General features: G+C 47.8%; 16 protein-coding genes, 1 tRNA gene and 1 pseudogene. 10 read left to right on the forward strand and 8 right to left on the reverse strand.

Annotated features, from left to right (window positions below; genetic code table 11):
* Positions 1–454, reverse strand: a pseudogene (locus NG796_RS06770) (hypothetical protein); the annotation flags it as partial.
* A gap of 160 nt (positions 455–614) precedes the next feature.
* On the opposite strand from NG796_RS06770, the gene NG796_RS06775 reads away from it, so the two are divergent.
* The gene (locus NG796_RS06775) at positions 615–1,034 is read left to right on the forward strand and encodes a tetratricopeptide repeat protein (RefSeq protein WP_261198352.1); all 420 of its coding nucleotides are present in this window, start codon (positions 615–617) and stop codon (positions 1,032–1,034) included.
* An 806-nt stretch (positions 1,035–1,840) separates the two neighbouring features.
* Positions 1,841–3,655, forward strand: a complete 1,815-nt coding sequence (locus tag NG796_RS06780) for an alpha/beta hydrolase (protein ID WP_261205146.1) — start codon at positions 1,841–1,843, stop codon at positions 3,653–3,655.
* A gap of 63 nt (positions 3,656–3,718) precedes the next feature.
* Here NG796_RS06780 and ispD read toward each other — a convergent pair whose 3' ends face one another.
* Positions 3,719–4,414: a 2-C-methyl-D-erythritol 4-phosphate cytidylyltransferase gene (ispD, locus tag NG796_RS06785; RefSeq protein ID WP_261205147.1), complete on the reverse strand. Its 696-nt coding sequence runs from the start codon at positions 4,412–4,414 to the stop codon at positions 3,719–3,721.
* Positions 4,415–4,696: 282 nt separating this feature from the next.
* Here ispD and NG796_RS06790 point away from each other — a divergent pair, with 282 nt between their 5' ends.
* Both NG796_RS06790 and NG796_RS06795 read left to right on the forward strand, forming a co-directional pair.
* The gene (locus NG796_RS06790) at positions 4,697–5,671 is read left to right on the forward strand and encodes a glycosyltransferase family 9 protein (RefSeq protein WP_261205148.1); all 975 of its coding nucleotides are present in this window, start codon (positions 4,697–4,699) and stop codon (positions 5,669–5,671) included.
* Positions 5,672–5,866: 195 nt separating this feature from the next.
* Entirely contained in the window at positions 5,867–6,463 is a 597-nt protein-coding gene (locus NG796_RS06795; protein ID WP_261205149.1) for a D-glycero-alpha-D-manno-heptose-1,7-bisphosphate 7-phosphatase, read from the forward strand.
* A 34-nt stretch (positions 6,464–6,497) separates the two neighbouring features.
* On the opposite strand, the gene NG796_RS06800 is transcribed toward NG796_RS06795, so the two are convergent.
* The 4 genes from NG796_RS06800 to NG796_RS06815 form a co-directional block, all read right to left on the reverse strand.
* Positions 6,498–7,925 (reverse strand): sugar transferase, encoded by a 1,428-nt coding sequence (locus NG796_RS06800; RefSeq protein ID WP_261205150.1) that lies wholly within the window; start codon positions 7,923–7,925, stop codon positions 6,498–6,500.
* Positions 7,926–8,762: 837 nt separating this feature from the next.
* Positions 8,763–9,308 (reverse strand): thylakoid membrane photosystem I accumulation factor, encoded by a 546-nt coding sequence (locus NG796_RS06805; RefSeq protein WP_261205151.1) that lies wholly within the window; start codon positions 9,306–9,308, stop codon positions 8,763–8,765.
* Between the two features lie 245 nt (positions 9,309–9,553).
* The gene (locus NG796_RS06810; RefSeq protein ID WP_261205152.1) at positions 9,554–10,648 is read right to left on the reverse strand and encodes a glycerate kinase; all 1,095 of its coding nucleotides are present in this window, start codon (positions 10,646–10,648) and stop codon (positions 9,554–9,556) included.
* A 55-nt stretch (positions 10,649–10,703) separates the two neighbouring features.
* Positions 10,704–11,036, reverse strand: a complete 333-nt coding sequence (locus tag NG796_RS06815) for a DUF565 domain-containing protein (RefSeq protein ID WP_261205153.1) — start codon at positions 11,034–11,036, stop codon at positions 10,704–10,706.
* 355 nt (positions 11,037–11,391) lie between these two features.
* Here NG796_RS06815 and NG796_RS06820 point away from each other — a divergent pair, with 355 nt between their 5' ends.
* Complete coding sequence (locus tag NG796_RS06820) at positions 11,392–13,278, forward strand: ArnT family glycosyltransferase (RefSeq protein WP_261205154.1); 1,887 nt, start codon at positions 11,392–11,394, stop codon at positions 13,276–13,278.
* A 230-nt stretch (positions 13,279–13,508) separates the two neighbouring features.
* On the opposite strand, the gene NG796_RS06825 is transcribed toward NG796_RS06820, so the two are convergent.
* Positions 13,509–16,733: an ATP-binding protein gene (locus NG796_RS06825; RefSeq protein WP_261205155.1), complete on the reverse strand. Its 3,225-nt coding sequence runs from the start codon at positions 16,731–16,733 to the stop codon at positions 13,509–13,511.
* Positions 16,734–17,341: 608 nt separating this feature from the next.
* Here NG796_RS06825 and NG796_RS06830 point away from each other — a divergent pair.
* The 3 genes from NG796_RS06830 (at position 17,342) to kaiC (ending at position 20,345) form a co-directional block, all read left to right on the forward strand.
* Complete coding sequence (locus NG796_RS06830; protein WP_261205156.1) at positions 17,342–18,307, forward strand: circadian clock protein KaiA; 966 nt, start codon at positions 17,342–17,344, stop codon at positions 18,305–18,307.
* 59 nt (positions 18,308–18,366) lie between these two features.
* Complete coding sequence (gene kaiB / locus NG796_RS06835) at positions 18,367–18,681, forward strand: circadian clock protein KaiB (RefSeq protein WP_015147792.1); 315 nt, start codon at positions 18,367–18,369, stop codon at positions 18,679–18,681.
* Between the two features lie 101 nt (positions 18,682–18,782).
* Entirely contained in the window at positions 18,783–20,345 is a 1,563-nt protein-coding gene (gene kaiC, locus NG796_RS06840; protein WP_261205157.1) for a circadian clock protein KaiC, read from the forward strand.
* A gap of 69 nt (positions 20,346–20,414) precedes the next feature.
* On the opposite strand, the gene NG796_RS06845 is transcribed toward kaiC, so the two are convergent.
* Positions 20,415–20,487 (reverse strand) — tRNA-Arg (locus NG796_RS06845).
* Between the two features lie 388 nt (positions 20,488–20,875).
* On the opposite strand from NG796_RS06845, the gene NG796_RS06850 reads away from it, so the two are divergent.
* Together NG796_RS06850 and NG796_RS06855 are read left to right on the forward strand one after the other, a co-directional pair.
* A complete protein-coding gene (locus tag NG796_RS06850) occupies positions 20,876–22,006 on the forward strand; it encodes a hypothetical protein (RefSeq protein ID WP_261205158.1) in 1,131 nt (376 codons plus the stop codon).
* A 187-nt stretch (positions 22,007–22,193) separates the two neighbouring features.
* Positions 22,194–22,706 carry a peptidoglycan-binding domain-containing protein gene (locus NG796_RS06855; RefSeq protein WP_261205159.1) on the forward strand — a complete coding sequence of 171 codons (513 nt, stop codon included), beginning with the start codon at positions 22,194–22,196 and terminating at the stop codon, positions 22,704–22,706.
* Positions 22,707–22,780 lie beyond the last annotated feature (74 nt).

A 22,780-nucleotide genomic window follows, 5' to 3' on the forward strand; every position in this document is an offset into this window, starting at 1 on the left:
TGTAGAGAACGTTAATCGTTAAAACCGTGAATTTATCTTTGATATTAGTAGCATCTAAGGCCAAAGGGAGATAAGTTGTCCCCGAGGAAAATAAGCTGTAGACCCATTTTAACAAAGGGCCAAAACAAGAAGTCACGTCTACTTCGCTTCGCTTCCTTCCATTTTTATCACTTTTCTCGGTGTACCATTGTTTGAGGCGACACTTGACTGTATTAGGCTTTTCATCATTGATAGAAGCGATGAATGTAGAGACTTTAGTTAGGCTAGAATTGCGCGTCATAACCATCCCAAAACTCCAAGCCGCTAATCCTCGCAGTTGAGGAATGGTTAGGGTGGGCATATGATAGCTGAGTATTCTCATCCACTCCAAGAGTGCTTTATTTTTTATCAAGGCTGGTTTTTCCTCCTCTAACCGTTTCATTGAGGTATTGATAGAGTTAACCTCTTTCATCATCCGGGGATACCTGGGGTCCCTCCCTTCCCTATTATACCCTAGGTGATAAAAACATATACCTGTAAGTCCTCCCCATCCCCCCCATCCCCAATCTCCCCTGAATTGAAAAACCGGACAGGCTTTTGGATACAATCGAACAACTGCATGAAAAGAACCGCTTATGACTGAAACCGTTGAATCTCAATTTACCAGTGGCGTAGAACGCTACAAAGCTGGTGAAGGCCCAGACACCCTGATTCCGGTGTTCCGGGATATCTGCGATCGCGCCCCAAAAAATAGTCCCGCTTGGACTTGTTTGGCGTGGCTGTATTTATTAGCCGATAAACCGACTCCCGCCTATAAGGCAGCTCAAAAAGCGGTCAAACTCAATCCCCAGGATGCTCAAGCTCAGGTTAACCTGGCAGTAGCGATGCTCGATAGTGGTCAAAAAGGCGTCCGCACTCATATCGAAATCGTCCAACAACTGATGATGGTTGCCGCAGAATTGCGCGATGAAGTGAAGGACAATATCGAAGAGGGATTGAACCGAAAACCCGATTGGAAGAGTTTACAACGGGTCAAAAACTGGCTGTTTGAATAAGCTTCCCCTTTGGTCTCTATGCTAGAGGCGATCGCATTTTCCTAGACCTTCCATTTAATTTTTAACCTTCAATGCCTGCATGAGAGCCCTCTCCAAATCTTCATGCAGGCTTATTTATTTTTACCCTTCTGATTCCCCAGCAGTTCAGAATAGACCTTGGACAACGGGATTCCGTATAACAACTTGAGTCGTTGCTTAACCGTTTTTTATAAAACTGACTCAAGCTTGATGATGCCTCACTCCGTTGCAAAATCAATCCTTCCCGAGATCCTCCTCAAGGGACTTAGCCTATTTTTCCTTTTTGCCACCTCAAAAACTGTCCACTCCACCGGATTTTAACCGGATATATTTCTCTGCCTAGAGTACATCGTTGTTAACCCTAAACAACCTCTAAATTTCAGGTCAAAGAATCACGGGAACTGAGTCTTGAAATCTTCCGCTTTAACCGGGCTTAGTTTTTGAAAGACTATTTCTTAAGTTTTAGGTTAATTTAAGAAAAGTCTACGGTGCATAATTGCCTTCAAAATGACCTAAATCAATCCAATCGATACCACTTCATCAGCATTTACCCCCTTTATCTTATGATTCTTTCTCGCCAATATACTGATTTGCCCTTGACTTGGGATACCAAGTCACCTGAAACTTTACAAAATGACTGCCAGTGGCTTGAATCTATTGTTAAAAATTCCGCTCCTTTTTCCGACGGATGGGTGAAAGCCAGAATTGTGCAACTGGCCTATAATTGCCCGAACTCTCTGGATTTTCCCCTACCGAACCCGGGGAGAAAATCAGGTAAAGGAACGACTATGACAACGGCTCAACTTTTGGCCTACGGCGGTAAGCTTTCGGAAAAAGAAATTGTTGAAGCGTTACAGTGGGAATGTCTTCAATACTGCCAAACTCACCCCATTGCTGACTTTCCTTGTTTTCGGGCAACGGTAGATGAAAACTATGTGATGGCGACGCTCAATAGCTGGTGCGATCGCCATTTTTCGGAAAAGTCGGCTCGTAATTTTGAAATCTACCAAGACCTCCATTATCCGAATGTATTTTTAGTCATTAGCACCGCTCCTATTTCCCTCTATGTAGACCGGCAATTACCTCCCCCGGAGCGATTCCGTGCCTTATTTAATGTGGATGAATTCGCGGAAATTGTGGGGGAAGGATTTTGCGATCGCATGACCCTCCGGACCCACGGCTATGCGACCTCCGCCGCGAGCTTTTATGATTTATTCATGAAGGAAGCTAATGCCTTAAATCGCCAAGATTCGGCCCAGAATAGCCGGTTAAAAGACCATCATTTCTATATCGGATATCATTGGCCGAGTGAACAACCTTTTACCAGTCCCGGTTTATGGAGTGATTTCTCCAAAAATTGGGGCGTTGTTTTGAAATTCTCCTTTGTCCTTTCCGGATTTGCTGGCATTATTGGTACCGGATTGTATGGAATGGTCAAACTCCTCGGCCTTCCCCTGTTCAAAGGGTTAGAACTACTCCCCCTGATTGGTCCAATTTGGAAGGGGATTCAGTTGAGTGCGGTGGGCCTGCAATGGTATTGGGTGGTCCCCCCCCTGTTTATTCTCTGGGTGGTCTTGATGCAGTGTTTGCGGGTGTTGGTGTATCAGCGCGATCGCTACCGGGCGATTCACTATGGTGCACCGGATTTAGCCGAATTCTTTTGGCGCTTAGACCGCGCTCTGAATCAAAAGGCTGAAAAAACAAAGCAAGCTCCCCAAACAGAAGCCTTCAAGCCGGTTATCGGCTCGATTGAAGCCGAAAATCAGGCTTCTTCATTCAAGGCTAATCAGCCAGTGTCGGGGTCTAACCCTGAGATTGCGGTGAACTTGGTGGGTCACAGTATGGGAGGACTCCTGCTGGTCAATACGTTGCGAATTTTGTCCGATCGCTTCGGCAAGGATGACGGGGACATTGACGATCCCGATGGGTTAGAGTCCAGCAAGATTGGCGATCGCCTCCGCTTGGATAAATTAATTTTGGCATCCCCAGATATCCCCTTAGAATTTCTGCGGGAGGGTCGCAACAACTACGTGCGGTCTGCTATGCGTCGTTGCCGTCAAATTTACCTGATGTCGAGCGATCGCGATATTATCCTCCGTTATATGCCGACCCTGGGCAACTGGTTTAGTGAACCCAGTATCGAAATGTCCGCCTATCGTCTAGGGAATGTCTACCTCAAACCCTTAGACGATCGCTACCCCAACAGCAATTACCGCCCTTATATTCGTAATGTCTTGGTCTCCCAAGCAGCGGCCAGTCCCACTTCCGCTTATGACCTCTTTGAGCGCTTCAACTATATCGACTGTTCCGAGACCATTGGTGTCAATGGCATCTTTTGGGCCCTGAAATCCCATCGAGGATTGGCGATCGACTTAATCAATACCCTGATGTTTCTCTTGAGTCTGAGTTATAGTCGTCTCTTCGGCCAACTTGATTTACATGGGGGCTACTTTTTAACCCATACTGCCACTTTTAAGATTTTGAAACTGCTGATCAGTCTCAATGGCGAGTCTGAAGCAGAAATCGCAGCAGGGATTGAGGAGTTGATTCAAGGCACAAGGATCCGGTTTTTACCCCGTCAACCCTTTTTGACCAAGGATTAATCCCGTATCCAGTTTTTAAAGGTCTACAAAAACCCGCACCCGTCAAGGGTGTGGGTTTCTGTGTTATTGGACTTCAGGGCGTTGCTGACGCAGGATAAACTCAGCGATCGCCAAATCCATTGGGGTGGTCACTTTCAAATTGGTCTCTTCCCCGGGGACAATTTGCACCGGCAAGTCACATTTTTCAAATAATGCCGCATCATCAGTGACTTCCCATCCCTGGGATTTTCCGCGATCGTGGCACTGTTTCAATAAAGCGACTTCAAATCCTTGGGGGGTTTGGGCGGCCCAGAGTTGCTCGCGATCGGGGGTTTGTTCAATGGTTGGGGAGTCCCGGGCGACAATTTTAATGGTGTCTTTGACGGGAATCGCGGCAATTAACCCGGGACAATGGCGGAGGGACTCGGCGCAGCGATCGAACAGGTCCGGGGTTGCCAAACACCTGGCCCCATCATGAATGAGCACATGAGTCGCTTCTGGCGGGAGTCCCTGTAACCCGTTGTAAACCGATTCCTGGCGGGTACTGCCGCCTTGGATGAATTGGACAGGTTTGCGGGGAGGATTGGCGGCTAAAATCGTTTCAAAGTCCGGCCAGTCTTCCGGTTGACCGATTAATCCAATCCAACAAATTTCCTGGGAGGCATCCGCCGCATCTAGGGTCCAGGCAATCAAGGGGCGATCGAGCAAGGACAGGAGGAGTTTATTGCGGTTGCTGCCCATTCGTCGCCCCATGCCAGCGGCGGGTATCAATAAATGCACGGTGGTTCCTCTAAAGCGTTTAGTTACAAAAATGACGCGTGAATAATAGACCTGTTGCAAAAATCGGGCTTGATCCCCCCAACCCCCCTTGGAAAGGGGGGCTTTTTAGAATTTGGCAATAAATCTACTTATAAACTAATAACTAGAGTAGAGGCGCAGGGGCGATCGCTGCATTTTTTAGGCGATTTCTGACCGGAGATTAGCTTGAGTCCAAAGATTCCGGATCGGATTAGGTCTCTCATCGCTTAGAATGAGTCTGTTTAGTAAGCTCAATCAATTGAGATGCGAATATTGGCCCTTGTCCCCGGCGGAATCGGCGACCAAATTTTATTTTTTCCGACGTTGGATAGCCTAAAACGGTTATATCCCAACGCTTACATAGATGTTGTTGTGGAACCTCGGTCGAAAGGTGCCTACCGGGTATCCAAGTTTTCTCATGACAAGTCCCTCCAGGTGCTGCCGTTTGATTTTAAGGATCGCAACGGGTTGGCGGATTGGGGGAATTTGCTGGGGATCATGCGCGATCGCGAATATGATGCGGTGATTTCCCTTGGACAGCGCTGGGTAGTGGGGTTATTACTCTGGTTAACAGGCATCCCCATCCGGATTAGCTACTCAGATTTGGGCAACTCCTGGTTACTCACCAACCCAGTCCCGCTGAAAACTGAGCAATATGCCGCTGGTATGTACCACGACTTGTTGCAGGGTTTTGGGGCATCCATGCCTTGTCCGGAACTCTCGGTCACCCTGCTTAAAGAGGATTTACGCTGGTCCGATGACGAACAGCAAAGATTGGGTGTCAAAGATAGCGGTTACATTCTGATTCATGGGGGGGCCAGCCAACTCTCCCAAATCAAAGGATTGGATAAAATCTATCCCGTTGAAAAATGGCAGCAGATTATCCAGGACCTGCAAACCCGTCAACCTCAATTGCCGGTGGTCTTGATCCAAGGGCCAGAGGATAAACCCTTATGTGACCAGTTGGTGAGGTCCTGTCCCGGCGTGAAGGTGACCTCACCCCCGGATGTGGGTAAGTTGGCGGCGACGATCGCGGCTGCAAATTTGATGCTTTGTACGGACAGTGCGCCCATGCATCTGGCCGTGGCAGTACAGACCTATACCATTGCCCTGTTTGGCCCGACAGACCCCGCTAAATTGCTCCCTGCGGGCGATCGCTATATCGGCATTCGATCTTCTACGGGCAAAATTGCTGATATTTCACCGGAAAAGGTCCTAGAAAAAGTGTGGGGAGGCTAAACAGAAGATTCGGAATTGGCAATTAAGAATTAATAATCTTTCATCACCAGGTCTGACCCATAACCGCAGAGGGTAGGGGTAGTACATGAACTGCCTCTACCCTCTGCGGTTACATCCCCCTTCTCAAGCCTCAGCCCTGATAAAATTTGGAGTGATTAATTTTTAATTCTTGTTGAGTCTCCTCAATCATCACCGATGAAACCCGCAGTATTCCTGGACCGAGATGGCGTTTTAAACCAAGAAGTTGGATATATTCACCGCGTTGAAGACCTGAATTTGATTCCCGGTGTGGCCGCTGCGGTGCGCCGCTTAAATGACCGAAATCTCTTCTGTTGTCTGGTTTCCAACCAATCGGGTCCGGCGCGAGGATATTACCCCGCTTCTCATGTGGATGCCTTACACCAGCGCCTGTGTCACTTATTGGACCAGGAAGCAGGGGCCCGGTTGGATGCGCTTTATTATTGTCCCTATCTGAGTCCTCCGGAAGGGGGGACGGACCCGGAGTTTACCCGGTGGACCACTTGGCGTAAACCCAATACGGGAATGCTAGTAGCAGCGGCTTGGAAACATGATTTAGACCTGAGTCAGAGTTTTATGGTGGGAGATAAGGCAACCGATGTGGATATGGCCCATAATGCCGGTTGTACGGGGATTTTGGTGAAAACGGGCTATGGCGATCGCGTTTTAGGGGGGAAATACCAACATCACACCCATCCAGATTTTATCGCCTCGGATTTAGCGGAGGCGGTGGATTGGATCACGCAGCAGGGGTCCAAATCAGGAAGGGGATAGAGGCGATCGCCTTGGGTTAATCCCATTCCGTTTCCTAATAGGCCCCCTCTTTCGCAAACACCACCTTCACCGTCTGGAATAAAATCTGGAAATCCAGAGAAACGGACCAATTTTGAATGTAGGTCATATCCAGGCGGAAAACTTCCTCAAAATCGACAATATCCGATCGCCCAGAAACTTGCCATAATCCCGTGATTCCCGGTAGGACTTCATGGCGCATAAAGTGATGTTCTGAAAAGCGTTCCACATCTCGCAGGGGGAACGGACGAGGACCCACTAAACTCATCTCCCCATTTAAAACATTAATAATTTGTGGTAGTTCATCCAAACTGTACCGGCGGATAAACTTACCTACTCGCGTGATCCGGGGGTCGTCTTTCATTTTGAACATAATACCCCCAGCCATTTCATTCTTGGCTTCTAACTCTTTTTGTAGCTGTTCGGCATTCGTCACCATTGTCCGAAACTTCCAGACTTTAAAATGACGGCCTTTTAATCCCACCCGAACTTGTTTGTAAAAAATTGGACCGGGGGAATCAACCTTGATCAGCAGTGATAACAACAGTAATCCCGGACTAATTAACAAGATGATGATCCCAGCGGCGACTAAATCAAATCCCCGTTTGATCCAGTAATCTCCCCCAACAATCGGCGGGGATCTAAATCTCATACTCGGGATGCCGTTGACCATCTTAATCTCAGACCACTGAATCGGCAGTTCGAGTCCCAAGGGGAGAATTCTCAAGTGAATCCCAGCGCGTTTCAACTCCCAGTAGAGATAAATTTGGTCTCGGACAGAAAGTTCAGAACAGACAAAGACTTCGCTGACGCTTTTTTCCCGCAGTCGTTGAATCATCTCCGACCAATCGTGGCTTTTTTCTCGGGTTGAGAGGTCTTCTACATCACAAATTTTGTATTGTTTACTTTTAACAATAAATCGTTTAGCAGTTTCAATATCTTTGGGTTTACAAATTAAGCCAATGCGCTGACGGATTGCCCCTTTCTGCCGCAAATACACAATCGTTAAATGCAGGATTAATCGCTCAGTCAGAACAAAAGTAATGGCAAATATCCAAGATAACAAGAAGGTCGAACGAGAAACGACTGCTTCAGGTTCGTAGAGATAGCCAATAAATAATAAAACACATTGAGCAAAGCTGAGGGATTTGACGAGATTAAAAAAATCTCGCCGCCGATCATCGGTCCCATACAGTCCCGCTGAAGCGACAATCCCCACGGTAATCACCAGAATGGGAATTAAAAATCCTGGGTTTTCATTCTGAGTCGCTATCAAGCTAAAGGAGCCAACAGGGGTCCCTAACTTGTCCGCGAGTAGCCACGCATAGCTCAACATCAAACTATCGAGGACAATTAGCAGGATAACCCGGAGTGAGCCAATGCCCGTCCCGCGACTGAGTTTGGCAATGAGTGGAGCTCGTATATCAAGTTTTCTTTTATCCATTTGTCTTGTCGGATGCACCGAACCGAGGTTAATACTCTGTGCTTTAGGATGTCTATTCTTGACCAGATATTCTTTAGAGTAGATGCCCCCCTCGACGACGCAAGTTTTGAGTTTGCCATCGCTAAGACTAAAATAAATAGATTGGTTAGTCTGTCGTATGCACCAACTTGATTCCTGGCTTAATTAACATAAATTGACACCCTTTATTTGTAAAGGACAGGAGCAAAAGCCGGTGGAATATTTTGAGTAATTCATGAACTCTATTATAATCATCCCTGAAGTTGTCCCTACTAAACGTGATAACAGAGTTCAGCTTGTCATCCTGTTGCTAGGTTAAACGATAGATAGTCTAATGGGCAATTTAGCCAGAGGGTGAACTGAACCTTGGAGGTGGGAAGAGGGGGTTAGATGCTCCCATCCTTAGTTTTAGGAACGGTGTCTGGTGATTTGGGTATTGTTGGTCATTAGGAATGTGATTGAGAACGATCGCAACAGAGGGGTACCGAGGGGTTGATTTAGAGATGGACCTATCCCCTTGATTATCTCAGAGCTTATTCAAACCGAACATGGGCAATTCAACTCAATTTATAAAAAGTATTTATAGTTAAGGTCGCCAATGTTAAAAAAAAGGTGCAAACCCAGAGCATACATATCATAACACGCTCCTATTGTCAACCCTCAAATGGTTTGGATGAATGTTCCCCTCAGTTTTGTCTTGGCGGTTTTGTGCCGGTTCACCCGGGGAGGGGCCGATATAGGTGGCCCCAGGGCTAGGCCGAACAAAACCACCCGATGGGGTCGTTACTCCCGGGGTCCTGACAGTGCCCGGTGGTAGGATTAGCGAGAGAGTTCGACACTCACCTCATTGGGAGCACGGCGTTTGAGATCAATGGATTCCGATCGCGGCAGCAAGTCATAAACTTGACGCAACACATCATCAATGGACTCGTAAGAAACTTGTCCTTTGCCGTCATAAACGACTTTACCCTCTAAATCGAGGACAACGGTTTGAGGAACCACTCCAGAATAATAGTACCCCGGTTCTGTGGGTGCATAGTCATCCTTGACGGGAATGGCATCCACGTTCAGGGGTAAAATATCGGCGGCCCTTCCGTAGAATGCCTGAATTTGCGAAACAACGGCGGTGTATTCCTTGCAATCGCTGCTGTCATCGAGAAAAAACACTAACACCGTGGCGCGATCGTCCCGGGAAAGGGACTGTTCTAGGGAGACTCGCGGGGGTACTAAGGAACCATTGCCACCATAGAGGGCGTAAATGTTGCCATCAAAGTTATCATCGTTGAGACCGGCGATCGCCCCTGGGGTGAGCATCAACCACAGACAACTCACCATCGCGATCGCCACAACCCATCGTTTTGCCATCACTCGACATAAGTCAACTGCTAAATTTAGACATTTCTTGACACGGATGCTACCAGTACGCAACCCAGAATAAAACATAAAATACAACATCAACTCTCGGGGAGACTCCTGCAATTGACTTTATCAAGTTTTGCCGGTTCTTGACGCACTTGCTTCAATCTAATCTTGGCAATTGGCAACTCCTAACTCGCGAACTCTCCCGCAACTCATCCCTGGCATCCGAAAAGAAGGGTCAAAACTCTTCCTCAACCGGGTGAAACTCCATTAAGGGATGCTTGAGTTTCTCCCATCTGCCGGGGACTGTAAACCGCAATAATACGGCGATCGCCACCCATCTCGATCACCAAGTCCACCTCGGAACCCGGATGCAACAGGGGCCTAACAAACAACTCCGGATGCAACGCCTTCCAAAAATATTCCACAAATTCCCCAATTTCCCCATCACTCATTCCCGCCTTACCCTGGGCCTTCATGTCCCATTCCGCCTGCATCCGCCACTGTAAACTAAGGTGATAATCCTGGGGATATAACACCATCAATCCATCTAATCGGTCCCACAATGGCAGATAATCCCGCAATCGCTGATTCATGTCTCGGGCAAAACTATGGTCTGCTGCGGTCATAATGGGCCAAGGGGGATTGTCAAATACTGCGGGGTCTAGGGGACGCACCCCCACAAACCATCCTTCCCATAACAGGATATCTACATTCTGAACGAGGGAGGGTTCGGTGCGATCGCCTTGTCCCTCCCACAATGATTTATCAAATCGGGGGACAGCAATGGTTTGTCCATCGGGATTGCGCAAGCGATCCAGGAGGTTAATCCCTAATTCGACATCATGAGTCCCTGGGGGTCCTCGCCAAATCAGACGCGGGTCCTCTGTTCGCAACTGCTGCCGTTCTAAATAGGTTTTATAAAGGTCATCGAGAGAAAGGGCCAAGGTAGAATAGCCTAAATGGGTCAAAATCCAGGTTAAAATTCTCCCCAGGGTGGTTTTCCCCGTTCCCTGTCCTCCTAAAATCCCTTGAATCCAGGGTCGTCCTAATTTCTGGTGACTGGCGATCAGTTTCATCGCCAAGGGTAACCACAATTGCCATAGGGATGGGAGGATTTTGTCTCCCGGGAAGGGAAATTGCTCTAGGTGGGGTAGAATCACGGCTAATGCCTGCGATCGCGCCTTGAGTTGAGACTCTACCGTTTCCCGGGAAATCCCATACCCCTGAGCACGAAGCGGATCGGCGAGTTCTTCCTGGATTAAGGTTTCCCAAGTGGATCCGGTGGGTGGCTCACCCTGGTGCCACTCCGCCAGAATTGCGGCGATCGCCCCCTCTTGCTTCATGAATCAATCTCCCTTGAATTCAGTGAAAATGGCCGATGATGGGATGAATCATCTCTTAAGAACCGAGGGTAAAGGCGAGGACGAATAAACTGTAAATCATCCCAATTTTAAAAGAATTGATTCCCTGGGCCAACAGCGATCGCTTCATTTGATTGTGAATCCGATAGAAAAAATAACTATAAAGTTCGGTTAAGAGAATTAAAACAGCGGCTACCATTACATCTAAATTGGCATTTTGTCCGGCGATCGTACTAATTGCCGTTCCCAGAAAATTACCCATTAAAAAGCTAATTAGCAGTACGGATATCCGTCGCCACGGATTGCGTAAGGATTGCCTCAGTTCAGAAGCGGCACCATCAAACAGACTGTTCAGACGGGTATTCTGCATAGCTTATATCAGTTTCAATCAAACTATTGATCTCGAACCCTGACCCGTTCAGTCAGAGACCCGATTCTGACCTCGGCGATCGCGCAACATGATGGCGACCCTCAAGATGTCATCTCTCTCCCGCATTTCCATCCAGGAAGAAGCATCTGCCGGTTTGTTAGATACAATAGCATATTCAAACCCTCTCCCTATTCTCTCCCCTCTCCCTATTCTCCCTGACATTCCAACGTAAATTGACCGTTAAATGAGGTTGCCCGAGTTTAACCCCTTGTCAATTGCGCTCAAACCGGATCGAGTCACCAATCCATCAAACCATCACAGACCCTAGATACACAAACAACGGATGAAACTTCAAATGAATCGCTTTTGGGATACTGAAAGTCAAATAAGCGTACCGCCTAAGTTCGCTCTAATCTTATCAATTTTGGGGCTATTGGGGATTGGTTGGATTGCATTTTTATGGAAATTAGGTAGCGTGGGGTTAGTGGATGAAACAGAACCTTTGTTTGCAGAAGCAGCCCGCCAAATGGTGGTTACGGGGGATTGGATTACGCCCTATTTTAATCAAGAAACGCGATTTGATAAGCCGCCGTTGATTTATTGGTTGATGGCGATCGCCTACCAAATTTTCGGCGTGAATGAGTGGGCCGTGCGTCTGCCTTCCGCATTATCTGCCATTGCATTGATGGGTTTTGTCTTCTTTACTCTGCTCTATTTTACCATTCCCACCTCGGCCATTTCCTCAGAAATTCAAGAACCGGAACCCACCAGAAATATCCCTCGAAAAGCCTGGTTTTGTGCCGGACTGGGAGGGGCGATCGCAGCCTTGAATTTCCAAACCATCGCTTGGGGAAGAATCGGCGTTTCTGATATGTTATTGAGTGCTTGTATGGGAAGCGCCCTGCTGGCTTTTTTCTGGGGATATGCCAGTTCCAAACCCTTCCTAAACAGCGACAATCAATTTAAAAATTCTCTGCCCTCACCCCTATTAAATGCCGAGGTTTGGTATATTATTTTTTATGGTTTTATCGCCTTAGCCATTCTGGCTAAAGGACCTGTAGGGATTGTTTTACCGGGATTAATTATTGGAACTTTTGCCCTTTACCTGGGAAAAGTCAAAGAATTATGGCGAGAAATGAAACCCTGGCGCGGGATTTTAATCATCCTAACTATCGCCCTGCCTTGGTATATTTTAGTGATTTTAGCCAATGGTCAAACCTATATCGATACATTTTTTGGATATCATAATTTTGAACGGTTTACCCAAGTTGTCAACAATCACAGTGAAGCCTGGTATTTTTACTTTTTAGTCCTGTTAACGGGATTTTCCCCTTGGTCGATTTATTTACCCATTGCTATCACCCGGTTACGCTTTTGGAAACGTAGTCGCTGGCAGAATCAACCCCGGGCTAATCATCTGGGTTTATTTGCTTTATTTTGGTTAATTGGAATCTTTATTTTCTTTACCGTTGCCGTCACCAAACTTCCCAGTTATATTCTTCCCGCCCTTCCTGCTGCTGCCCTATTAGTCGCCTTGTTTTGGAGTGATGAAAGCTTTAAAAGTAACCGAGAGGGTAAACCCGAGGGTTTCAGTTTATTTGCCGCAGTTTCCATCAGTGGAAACTTAATCTTATTCTTACTCATGGCAACGGCCCTTCTCTATGTTCCCCGAATCTTAGATCTAGATCCAGCCATGCCGGAATTCCCCAAAATTTTAACAAATTCGGGTTTAATTGAACGAGGGGCTTTAATTTTAATCGTGAATGCCTTAATTGGGGTGATTTTGGTCTTAAAACGCCAGTGGCGATGGATGATGTCCGTGAATATTGTGGGATTTGTCGCTTTTTTCATGTTGGCAGTTATGCCAGTTTATTTTATCTTTGATAGTGAACGACAATTGCCGGTACGCCAACTGGCTGAAATTATTTCCCAGGTGAAACAACCGGAACAACAAGTGGTGATGGTTGCCTTTGAAAAACCCAGTTTAGTGTTTTACAGTCATCAATCCATTAAATTTTTTAGGCGGTCAAATAATGCCCGAGAATATTTGCAAGAATTAGCAGTAAAAAATCCTAATGTTCTGCCATTCTTGGTTCTAGGATATCCTGACAAAATTAAGGGACTAGAAATTCCTAATCCGGACGCTTATCAAGTGATTGCCAAACGGGGGAATTATTGGCTAGTGGAAATGCCAAAACAGTTGTTTTTGCCCGATGGAATAGGGATAAAGGATGAGAATTGAGGGGTGATCCGAAATCCGGTTATAATAGGTTGATAAAAACCCACACCCTCAAGCGTGAAGCTAGAGGGACGAAGCCCGCCTACAGGGGCTGAAGCGTAAAGAAGATCTTTAACAACCGCATTGGGTATGATTAATATCTCCCCCATCCTCCCCATCTCCCCCATCCTCCCCATCTCCCCCATCCTCCATCCTCCCCATCTCCCCCATCTCCCCCATCTCCTCTCTCAAGTTCAAATTTTCAACGCTTGGTTAATGGAATCGAGTAACTCTTCCATTGATAGAGAAGGGGGTAAAAGTTGAGTGGCGATCGCCTTTAAACTGGACCGAAATTCACTAATTGCCTTGAATTCTCCGGTAGTGGCTGCTTCGGGGGTTTCCAAGAAGCGATCGACGATTAAAATGGCGGGGCGTTCCGGAAGTTGTTCTAATACTTTCAGCGCCTCCATTGGGAACGGAGGGGGAACCGAATCGGAAACATAAATTAACAGCAAATCCACACTTTTATGTTGCAATTGTTGCCAAACTTCTGACCAAGAACGACCCATCCAACATCTAAACCCAGCGGTTTGGATATATTGAATCGAAGCTTGTAACCACTCGTGTTTAGTCGCGGTAGAATCCACAGGAAAACGGCCCGATTCCCCACTTCCTGAGCGTTTGGAAACCCCCGGGGTGACGGGTTCATATCGGTCCGAAAACTGGCATAAAATCGAGATATCAATGGCTAAAATTGCCGGTTTAGAACTCATGCCTACGGCGACTTCTACCGCCTGAAATAGCTCCTTAGCATTGGGCCAAATTGCCTCATTTGCCTGGTCGCGGCTATGAATGGGTTTGAGATAGGGAAACACGGTTAATCCAGGCACTTGGGAGGCAGAGAGGGCAATTTGGCGATCGAGGGTCACTACGGGGACTGCCGCAAGGGCGGGATATTGGCTGAACTGTTGGATAAATAGACTGGGGTTGTGGAGGTGAGGGGCGGGATCCAGCAAGATGGCGTCCAGATGCCAGACTCGGGCTAATAATTCCGCTTGTTCGAGATCATCGGCCTCTAAAACCCGATAATGATAGGATGCTGAGGGATTGAACCCCGAGGTGAGCAGTCCGTTCAGTTGCTCGCTCAATCCGCTGCTGTCATCCTCCGGCGATCGCCCCTCAATGTCCCGATATTCTGGGTCAAAGGGACTCAATCGCAACACCGTTAGGGTGGTTTGCGGTGTTGCCAAACTCTCCTCTTCCGGGTCCTGCATTAACCCCTCTAAAGTTTTTTCCAGGGAATTTCCCTTCACCGGCAGGGTTAAAAACCCATTACACTGCGCCCGAATTGCCCGTTCTTTGTCCACCTCTGTTGCCATGACGATCGCCGGGATATGTCGGGTTTGCGGGTCCGATTTGAGCAGGGTCAGCACGTCCCAACCGGAGAGCATGGGTAGGAATAAATTCAAAAAAATAGCCCGAGGTTGTAAGCGTCGAGCCTTTTCCACCGCCTCAGTTCCTGCACGGGCGATCGCCACCCGATAACCCAACTCATTGAACCGTTCCGTCAAATCATCAATATATCGCGGGACCGCTTCCACAATTAAAATTAAGCGGTTCTTTGTGGGGGTGGCGCGTTCTGTTAGAGTCGTCGTCTGTTGGGGGGGACAAGGGGGTAACAGCAGGGTAAACTCACTCCCCACCCCTTCTTTAGAAATAAATGTGACATCCCCCCCATGAGCCCGCGCAAGGCGCTGGGTTAATGCCAATCCCAAACCCGTTCCCTCAAATTGTCGGGTCATCGGGTTTTCTAACTGTTGGAATTTTTGAAAAATTAAGTGCTGTTTTTGGGCGGGAATGCCAATCCCCGTATCCCAGACGGTGAAAGCCAGCCAGCCTTCCCAGCGATTCACTCGCAGGCCAATTTCTCCGCCGGTGGCGGTAAATTTAATGGCGTTAGAGAGGAGATTGTACAGCATTTGCCGCAGGCGCAATTCATCCGCAACCGGGTTCGGTAACCCGGGTTCGACTTCCAGGGTAAAAGGGATTTCCAGTTCGGTAATGGCGGCATTGCTGCTGCTGCCATGAACCGGGGAATCCGAGGGGTGATGGGACTGTTTGGCTTGATCAAAGGCGCGATCGCAGACGTCGGGAATGCTCACAGGTTCGAGAATCAGTTCCATTTGTCCACTCTCGATCCGGGTGAGGTCCAAGATGTCGTTGACCACATTCATCAAATGTCGCCCACTGGTGTAGATCATTTGAGCATAACGCGCTTGGCGATCGGTCAGGGGACCCAGGGTCCGTTCCTTGAGCAGACTGGATAACCCTAAAACAGCGGTGAGGGGGGTTTTGAGTTCGTGACTGATACAGGCCAAAAATTCATCTTTGAGCCGGTTCATTTGCATTAAATCAGCATTTTTGGCCGCCAGTTCTTTGGCGACTTGCTGCTGAACTGTGACATCTTGAGCGAGAACTAACCAGAGGGATTCCGCCTGGGACCCCTCCGATTGGATGGAAGCTGAAACCGGGGGGTGATTTTCCCTAGACTCGGGTTCGGCTAATTCGGGCCCTTGTGAAGGGTCAAAGGGGGAACCCTGCCAGGACAGATGGGGCGATCGCTCTGACAAAGCAAGACCGATCGGGATTTTTACAAACTGCCAAACCCGGTCCGACCCTTTCGGCATGGGACATAACCCTAAGCTGAGAGAGTGGGAGTCGGGGTGTTCTAAGTGGTCCGGTTCCCGATTCGCGGTGGGTTGTGAGGGGGTGCGGATTTCACCAGAGGGGTCAGTCTCTGGTTCACAGAAGGAGTCAAAGTAGGTCCGCCATGCTTGGTTATAAATCGCCACTTTCCCTGCTGATGTTTGCAATTTCATCGGCAAGGGGATTTCTTCGAGGAGTTCCCCCAGGGGACGAACCACCCCAAACGGCCAAGCTTTGACCCCACTGAGGGCCTCAGCAGCCCCAGAGGGTTGCTCGGGAACTGCGGGGGTCCGGGGAACGAGGCTGGTATTTTGGGCCAAAGCTGCGATCGCCCGAGGAAAATCCAACAACCCTAAGCATTTATCTTCAGCATCCATCACCACCCATTCTAGTGGCCTAGGTCGGTCCGGATCTTGGGTTTGCAGTCTCTCCCAGAACTGAGTTAAGCTCAGATTCGCCGGAACCCTCTCCACCGAGACAACGGCTCCCGGACTCAATCTCGCCACAGCTTGTTGCCAGATTTCTAAATCATGGGGTGTTGGTGCATCGGGAACCCCTTCCTCATTCTCGCTGCCATTCCCCACCACCGCACAGAAGTGGGCCATCAAAGTTGCTAAATCCGTGTGAGGCAGGCTATTTCTCTCCTCGGTCAAGCCCCACTCTGGATTCATGGTTTCCCCTTGTAATAAATTCAGGAGCAAACAGCCCACATCAAGGACGCCTACCGGCGCTTCTGCGTCATTGATCAGGATGAGGTGCTCAAAAGCTGACATCCGCCCTGCGCTGATGCTTAAGCGATGCCATAACTCTGCTATACTTACCGTTTGCGGGCATAGAGGGGTCGGGAGTGTAAATTCTTCTAACAGTAGGGGGGTCTTTAACATAGGGAACTGGGGATGAAGATCTTGCAAAAATCAGAATGGAGTGTTGAGCTAACGGTAACACCGAGCCGTAGGGGGTTCCCTCACCAGATACCATTCCATCGGGCTTTTACTCTAACGCCTACGGCATCCGGGTAGGGATGAGATAAATTGGACAAGAAATCGGGTTTCGTACCTACCTGGGTCCTAGTCAATAGAGATTGGGTGAAAATATCCTGTTTCTCTTCCCTCTACTGTACCGACGTCCTAGGGCGTCCTCTCTTCGTGGTCTAAGTCATTCGGGATAACCGATACAGAATCACCCGGGAATCAGAGGGTTGGCGTTTGGAGACAACTGCTGATCACGCCAGGGACATAGATCAATTATGGATCTCAATGGGGTGTGACCCCGGGCAACCCATTACAATTTAGATACAGTGTTTGTTGAATGTTTAACACAACCTTGAGCCACCAGTCATGGAGGCGGGGGAATTGAACGTTACGGCTGCACGAGTAGTCAATTGGAACATCGATTTTCTAATAACGTTTTGCAAAACAAACTGTCTATTTGTACTTTCGGGCCATCGGATATCCTGGCGCAATCGCTCACCCAGTTTTTGGAGAGCGATCGGTATGCGCTCACTTATTTTCAGGGAACTGAGGAGTTTCTCGCCTTTGTCCAACGAGAACAACAACAGCTTGACTGTTTAATTTTACAAGCTCATCCCAAGTTAAAGGGCCTCGCCTATCAACTCCATCAACAATCCACCCTATTGCCTGCGGTAATTGTCCACCTGGGTTCCCATCAAGCCAGTGAATCACCGGAAGCTCCCGATTCTGACCTCAACGACATCCTGCTAACTTCCGTAAAATCCACAGAAAATGGGGATTTTGTCTCATCCAAAGTGGTCTACCATACCGCTGAAAGCCACATTTCAGTGTCTCAACTCCCCGACATCAGTCGATCGGTTGAAAAAGCTATCACCCAGTTTATTAACTTCTCCCCAGTCTCCTGGGAAACCGATCGCACTCAACCTACCCCCAATTCATCTCCAGACACCTCCGCTCAAAACTTTCTTGGCCCTCAGCAACGAATGCTCGCCGAGAAATTGAGGGAGCGATTAGGATACCTTGGTGTGTACTACAAACGCAATCCCAAACGGTTTCTGCGGAATTTGCCTCCAGCAGAACGGCAACATTTTTTAGATGAACTCCAAGCCGAATATCGTGATATTGTTTTGAATTATTTCTCAACCGATGGCTCCCTCAATCAAAGAATTGATGAGATGGTCAGTACCGCTTTTTTGGCTGATATTTCCGTCACCCAGATTGTGGAAATACACATGGATTTAATGGACGATTTTTCAAAGCAACTTAAACTCGAAGGACGCAGTGAAGAAATCCTCTTAGACTACCGATTAACGCTCATTGATATTATCGCCCATTTATGTGAAATGTATCGTCGCTCAATTCCCAGAGATGCTTAATCAATCTTCAGTCCTCCCACTCCTTTTTCTTCTCGGCTCAATTTTCACGAAGTGAATCCATGATTAACCCCAAGAAAACCTACGTTCTCAAGCTTTACGTCGCGGGGAACACCCCCAACTCGGTTCGAGCTTTAAAAACCCTCAAAGATATTTTAGAGCAAGAATTTGAAGGAGTTTATGCCCTGAAAGTGATTGATGTCTTAAAAAATCCTCAACTCGCAGAAGAGGATAAAATTTTAGCAACCCCCACCCTTTCCAAAATCCTGCCCCCTCCCGTCCGCAAAATCATCGGAGACCTCTCGGACCGCGAAAAAGTCCTGATCGGTTTAGACCTCCTCTATGAAGAATTACGAGAAGAGCGAGAATTTGAGTAAAATCACTCGGTTCAAACCTGTCCAAACTTCTCTTAATTAATTTATAATCCTAGGTCCATCGTCCCTCACCCCTAGCCTTCTTGTCATTTTAAACGCGCCCTATGAATCTTACTAAGCCCTCTGGAGAAAGCGAAGAACGTATGCCCCTAGGCGTCCATAAAATCAGAACCATGATTGAGGGGTTTGATGACATCAGTCATGGTGGAATGCCTGTCGGTAGAACAACCTTAGTCAGCGGTACCTCCGGTACAGGTAAAACCCTGTTTGCGGTTCAGTTCCTCTATAACGGCATTACCTTTTTTGAGGAACCTGGGGTCTTCGTCACCTTTGAAGAATCTCCCAGTGATATTATCAAAAATGCCTATAGTTTTGGCTGGGACCTGCAAGGCTTAATTGACCAAGGTAAACTCTTTATTCTCGATGCTTCGCCGGATCCAGAAGGACAAGATGTGGTCGGAAATTTTGACCTTTCTGCCTTGATTGAGCGGATTCAGTATGCTATTCGCAAATACAAAGCCAAACGCGTCTCGATTGACTCGGTAACTGCCGTTTTTCAACAGTATGATGCCGCCTCGGTGGTCCGGCGGGAAATCTTCCGCTTAGTCGCCCGTCTCAAACAGGTGGGGGCAACCACTATTATGACCACGGAACGCGTCGAAGAATATGGACCCGTGGCGCGGTTTGGCGTGGAAGAATTTGTCTCGGATAATGTGGTGATTGTTCGCAACGTTTTAGAAGGGGAACGCCGTCGCCGGACCCTAGAAATTTTGAAATTGCGCGGCACTACCCACATGAAAGGGGAGTATCCTTTTACGATTACCAATGAAGGGATTAATATCTTCCCCCTCGGGGCTATGCGCCTCACTCAACGGTCCTCAAATGTCCGGGTTTCTTCCGGGGTCAAAACCCTCGATACGATGTGTGGCGGTGGATTTTTCAAGGATTCAATTATTCTGGCAACGGGCGCAACGGGTACCGGAAAAACCCTCCTGGTCAGCAAATTCTTGGAGGATGCCTGTAAGAGTGGGCAACGGGCGATGATGTTTGCCTATGAAGAATCCCGCGCTCAACTGCTCAGAAATGCTTACTCCTGGGGCATTGATTTTGAAGAACTGGAAGAGAAAGGATTGCTGAGAATTCTCTGTGCTTATCCCGAGTCTGCGGGGTTGGAAGACCACTTACAAATCATTAAAACGGATATCTCGGAATTTAAACCGGCTCGAATTGCGATCGACTCCCTTTCTGCCTTAGCGCGTGGGGTCAGTAATAATGCGTTTCGTCAGTTCGTGATTGGGGTCACGGGCTATGCTAAACAAGAGGAAATTACGGGATTTTTCACGAATACTACGGATCAATTTATGGGCGCTCATTCGATTACCGAATCCCATATTTCTACCATTACTGATACCATTTTGATGTTGCAATATGTAGAAATTCGCGGGGAAATGTCCCGGGCGATTAACGTGTTCAAAATGCGGGGATCTTGGCATGACAAAGGCATTCGGGAATACTCGATCAGTCAGAAGGGACCTGATATTAAAGATTCGTTCCGCAATTATGAACGGATTATCAGTGGTTCTCCGTCTCGGATTTCAGTAGACGAAAAAACTGAACTTTCCCGCATTGTCAAAGGTGTGCAGGGAAAAACCGGAGACGAACTATAACGGGAAGCCTTAAAAAAAGGGGGCCAGTTTTAAACTGGCCCCCTTTTTGATGAAGTGTTAATCACCCAACGAGCACGGAGGGATTTGAACCCCCGACACCCAGAACCGGAATCTGGTGCTCTATCCCCTGAGCTACGTGCCCTAACGATCTCTAACTATATCACCTGTTTGCTAGAATAGCTATAAGTAAAAATACTCCTTTTCTGGAGATTGGCTTGATCCACTGAGGGGCAGGGGTCAGCAGGACTAACAAATTCAAGGCTGGGGCTATAAAGCAGACAGAGGGAGCATAACCGGACTGGATATGAGCTAATTCCGGTCCCTTCTGGTGGATACCTTCTGGGTGAGATACCTGAATATGGGGCGGTTTTGAGGGAGGGTAGAGAGAAATCTTAAAAAAAGTTAAAATTTAAAGGAAATGTTTAAGAGTTGACCTCTACTCTCTGGGATCTAACCGGGGGATAGACTTACCCTATATTAATTTACCTCCTTATACTAACCCCCGCTCAATTTCCAAGGCAGTGACACTAATGAATAAACCGATCGCTGGACGTTATGCTCGTTATATTCGATGGCCTTCTGAGACCGAAGTTGGTCCGGTAACGTCGTTCGCACAAGAATGGGCGAAGCGGTATGTGCAGAAGCTACATTTAAAGTCCCAAGGAGAAGATAACGGGAGCGATCGCACTGGAGTGGATGAGTCTGAGTTAATGATGCGGGAACGGGTGGGGGATGCCCTCCGACAGTCGTTGCGCTTATGTATCGCTCAAGGGTGGTCAAAAACTGAAATCCTCTTAGCACCCAGTTTAAAACAGCATCCCATTGACTCCCAATATCTGAATTCCTGGGAGATTGCGGCGAAAACCCATCAAATTTATGACCAAGCGCTGGGATGGTATGCTCAGGGGAAATCTCCTCAACAACTGGCCGGGGCCTTGTCTCCAATTTTAGGCAGATTGCGACAAATGCAAGCCACCTCGGAACCGCTGACTCTGGCCTTTGTCAATCTGCAATTTTACTATACTGGGCAGTTGCTGTTGCAGCAGGTTTCCCAAACGGAGCGATCGCAACTGGAAGGGTATTTTAGCGTGATTCAGGAATACTTAAATTTACCCCTACAACGGGTCTATGAAGCAGCCGCAAAATTAGAATGGGATGACACTCCCTTGCAGGCGGTGAGAAAGCTGCTGCCGGTGAGCTCGGAAATGGCTACGGAAATATGCGATCGCATTCGCCAACTCTATCCCCGCTACCGCAGTAACAGCGGTTCCCTGACTGATGAACGCATCTACAAATCTAGCTTACGCGATGTGGAGATGTTCCAAGTCTATCTCTGGGCTTGTGTGCTAGAACAAAGTATTGCCTCGGTACAACAGGAGTTATTTCCCCTCTGTGTGATGCTTTATCCGTCCTTGGGGGTTGAGTGGGAATTAGTTAGGCAAATGCTCAATCTGTTAGGACAACAGTTGCGCGATCGGCTCACATCAGAAGAGTACGATTTATTTGTTCCCTACTTGCGCACTATGTGGGAGATGTTTTCTCCGGCAGTTTTCTCCCCCACAGATAAATCAGGTAAATCCGACAAATCGCAGGCGATCGCCCTTGAATCCGAGGACTTTTTTGATTCCAGTGAATCCTTGGGGAATTGGGTTGTGGGGTAGTGGGTTGCGCCTCGGGACTTCGGGAAACCACTGAAGTCGTTACTACAAACGGGGAGAAATTTCCTTTTTATCCCTTATTCTTTCCCTAACTCCGAATTGGAAGATAATCGCTAAAATAGTAAAAGAGGGGGGAGATTTTTGGGAAATCCCCTGTCATTTTGAATCAACATGAGAGGTTAATAAACAAATGGGATTACAACAAGGGGATACAGGTCCGCAAGTGGAACAATTACAGAGGCAATTAGAAAAGTTAGGATATAATGTTGGGCGGTTTAACCTAAACTTTGACCCTCTTCTTGAGGCGATCGTGAAAGCATTTCAAGCGGAATTGGGACTGATTGTCGATGGAGTTGTGGGAGACCAAACCCAGAACGAGATTGATCGCGCCGTCGCCGGAATAAGCCTCCCCACAAGAGTTTCCCCGCCTCCCGTCAGTCCTTCCGGGGATTTTAGTACGGGCAATTGGCCGGAATGGAGGATTGTTACCCAAGGCGGATTAAATACCCGTAGCGGCCCGGGATTTGAATTTCCCATCGAAAGTACCCTCCCAGGCGGCAGTATCGTCACCCGTCACCCTGATTATACTAATCCGGTACAAGGCGATCGCACCGGGAAACCCTGGTTAGTGATTACCAATCAAGGCACCGCCCAATTTATCCGGGCTAACAATAAATTTATCGAACCCGATATTCAGTCTTAATTCAAATAAAATAGGACAAGGCACTCCCTTGTCCTGACCCTTAATTATCGGTTAAAGATTAAGATTGGGTCTAA

This window comes from Laspinema sp. D2d (assembly GCF_025370755.1).
Classification (GTDB): domain Bacteria; phylum Cyanobacteriota; class Cyanobacteriia; order Cyanobacteriales; family Laspinemataceae; genus Laspinema.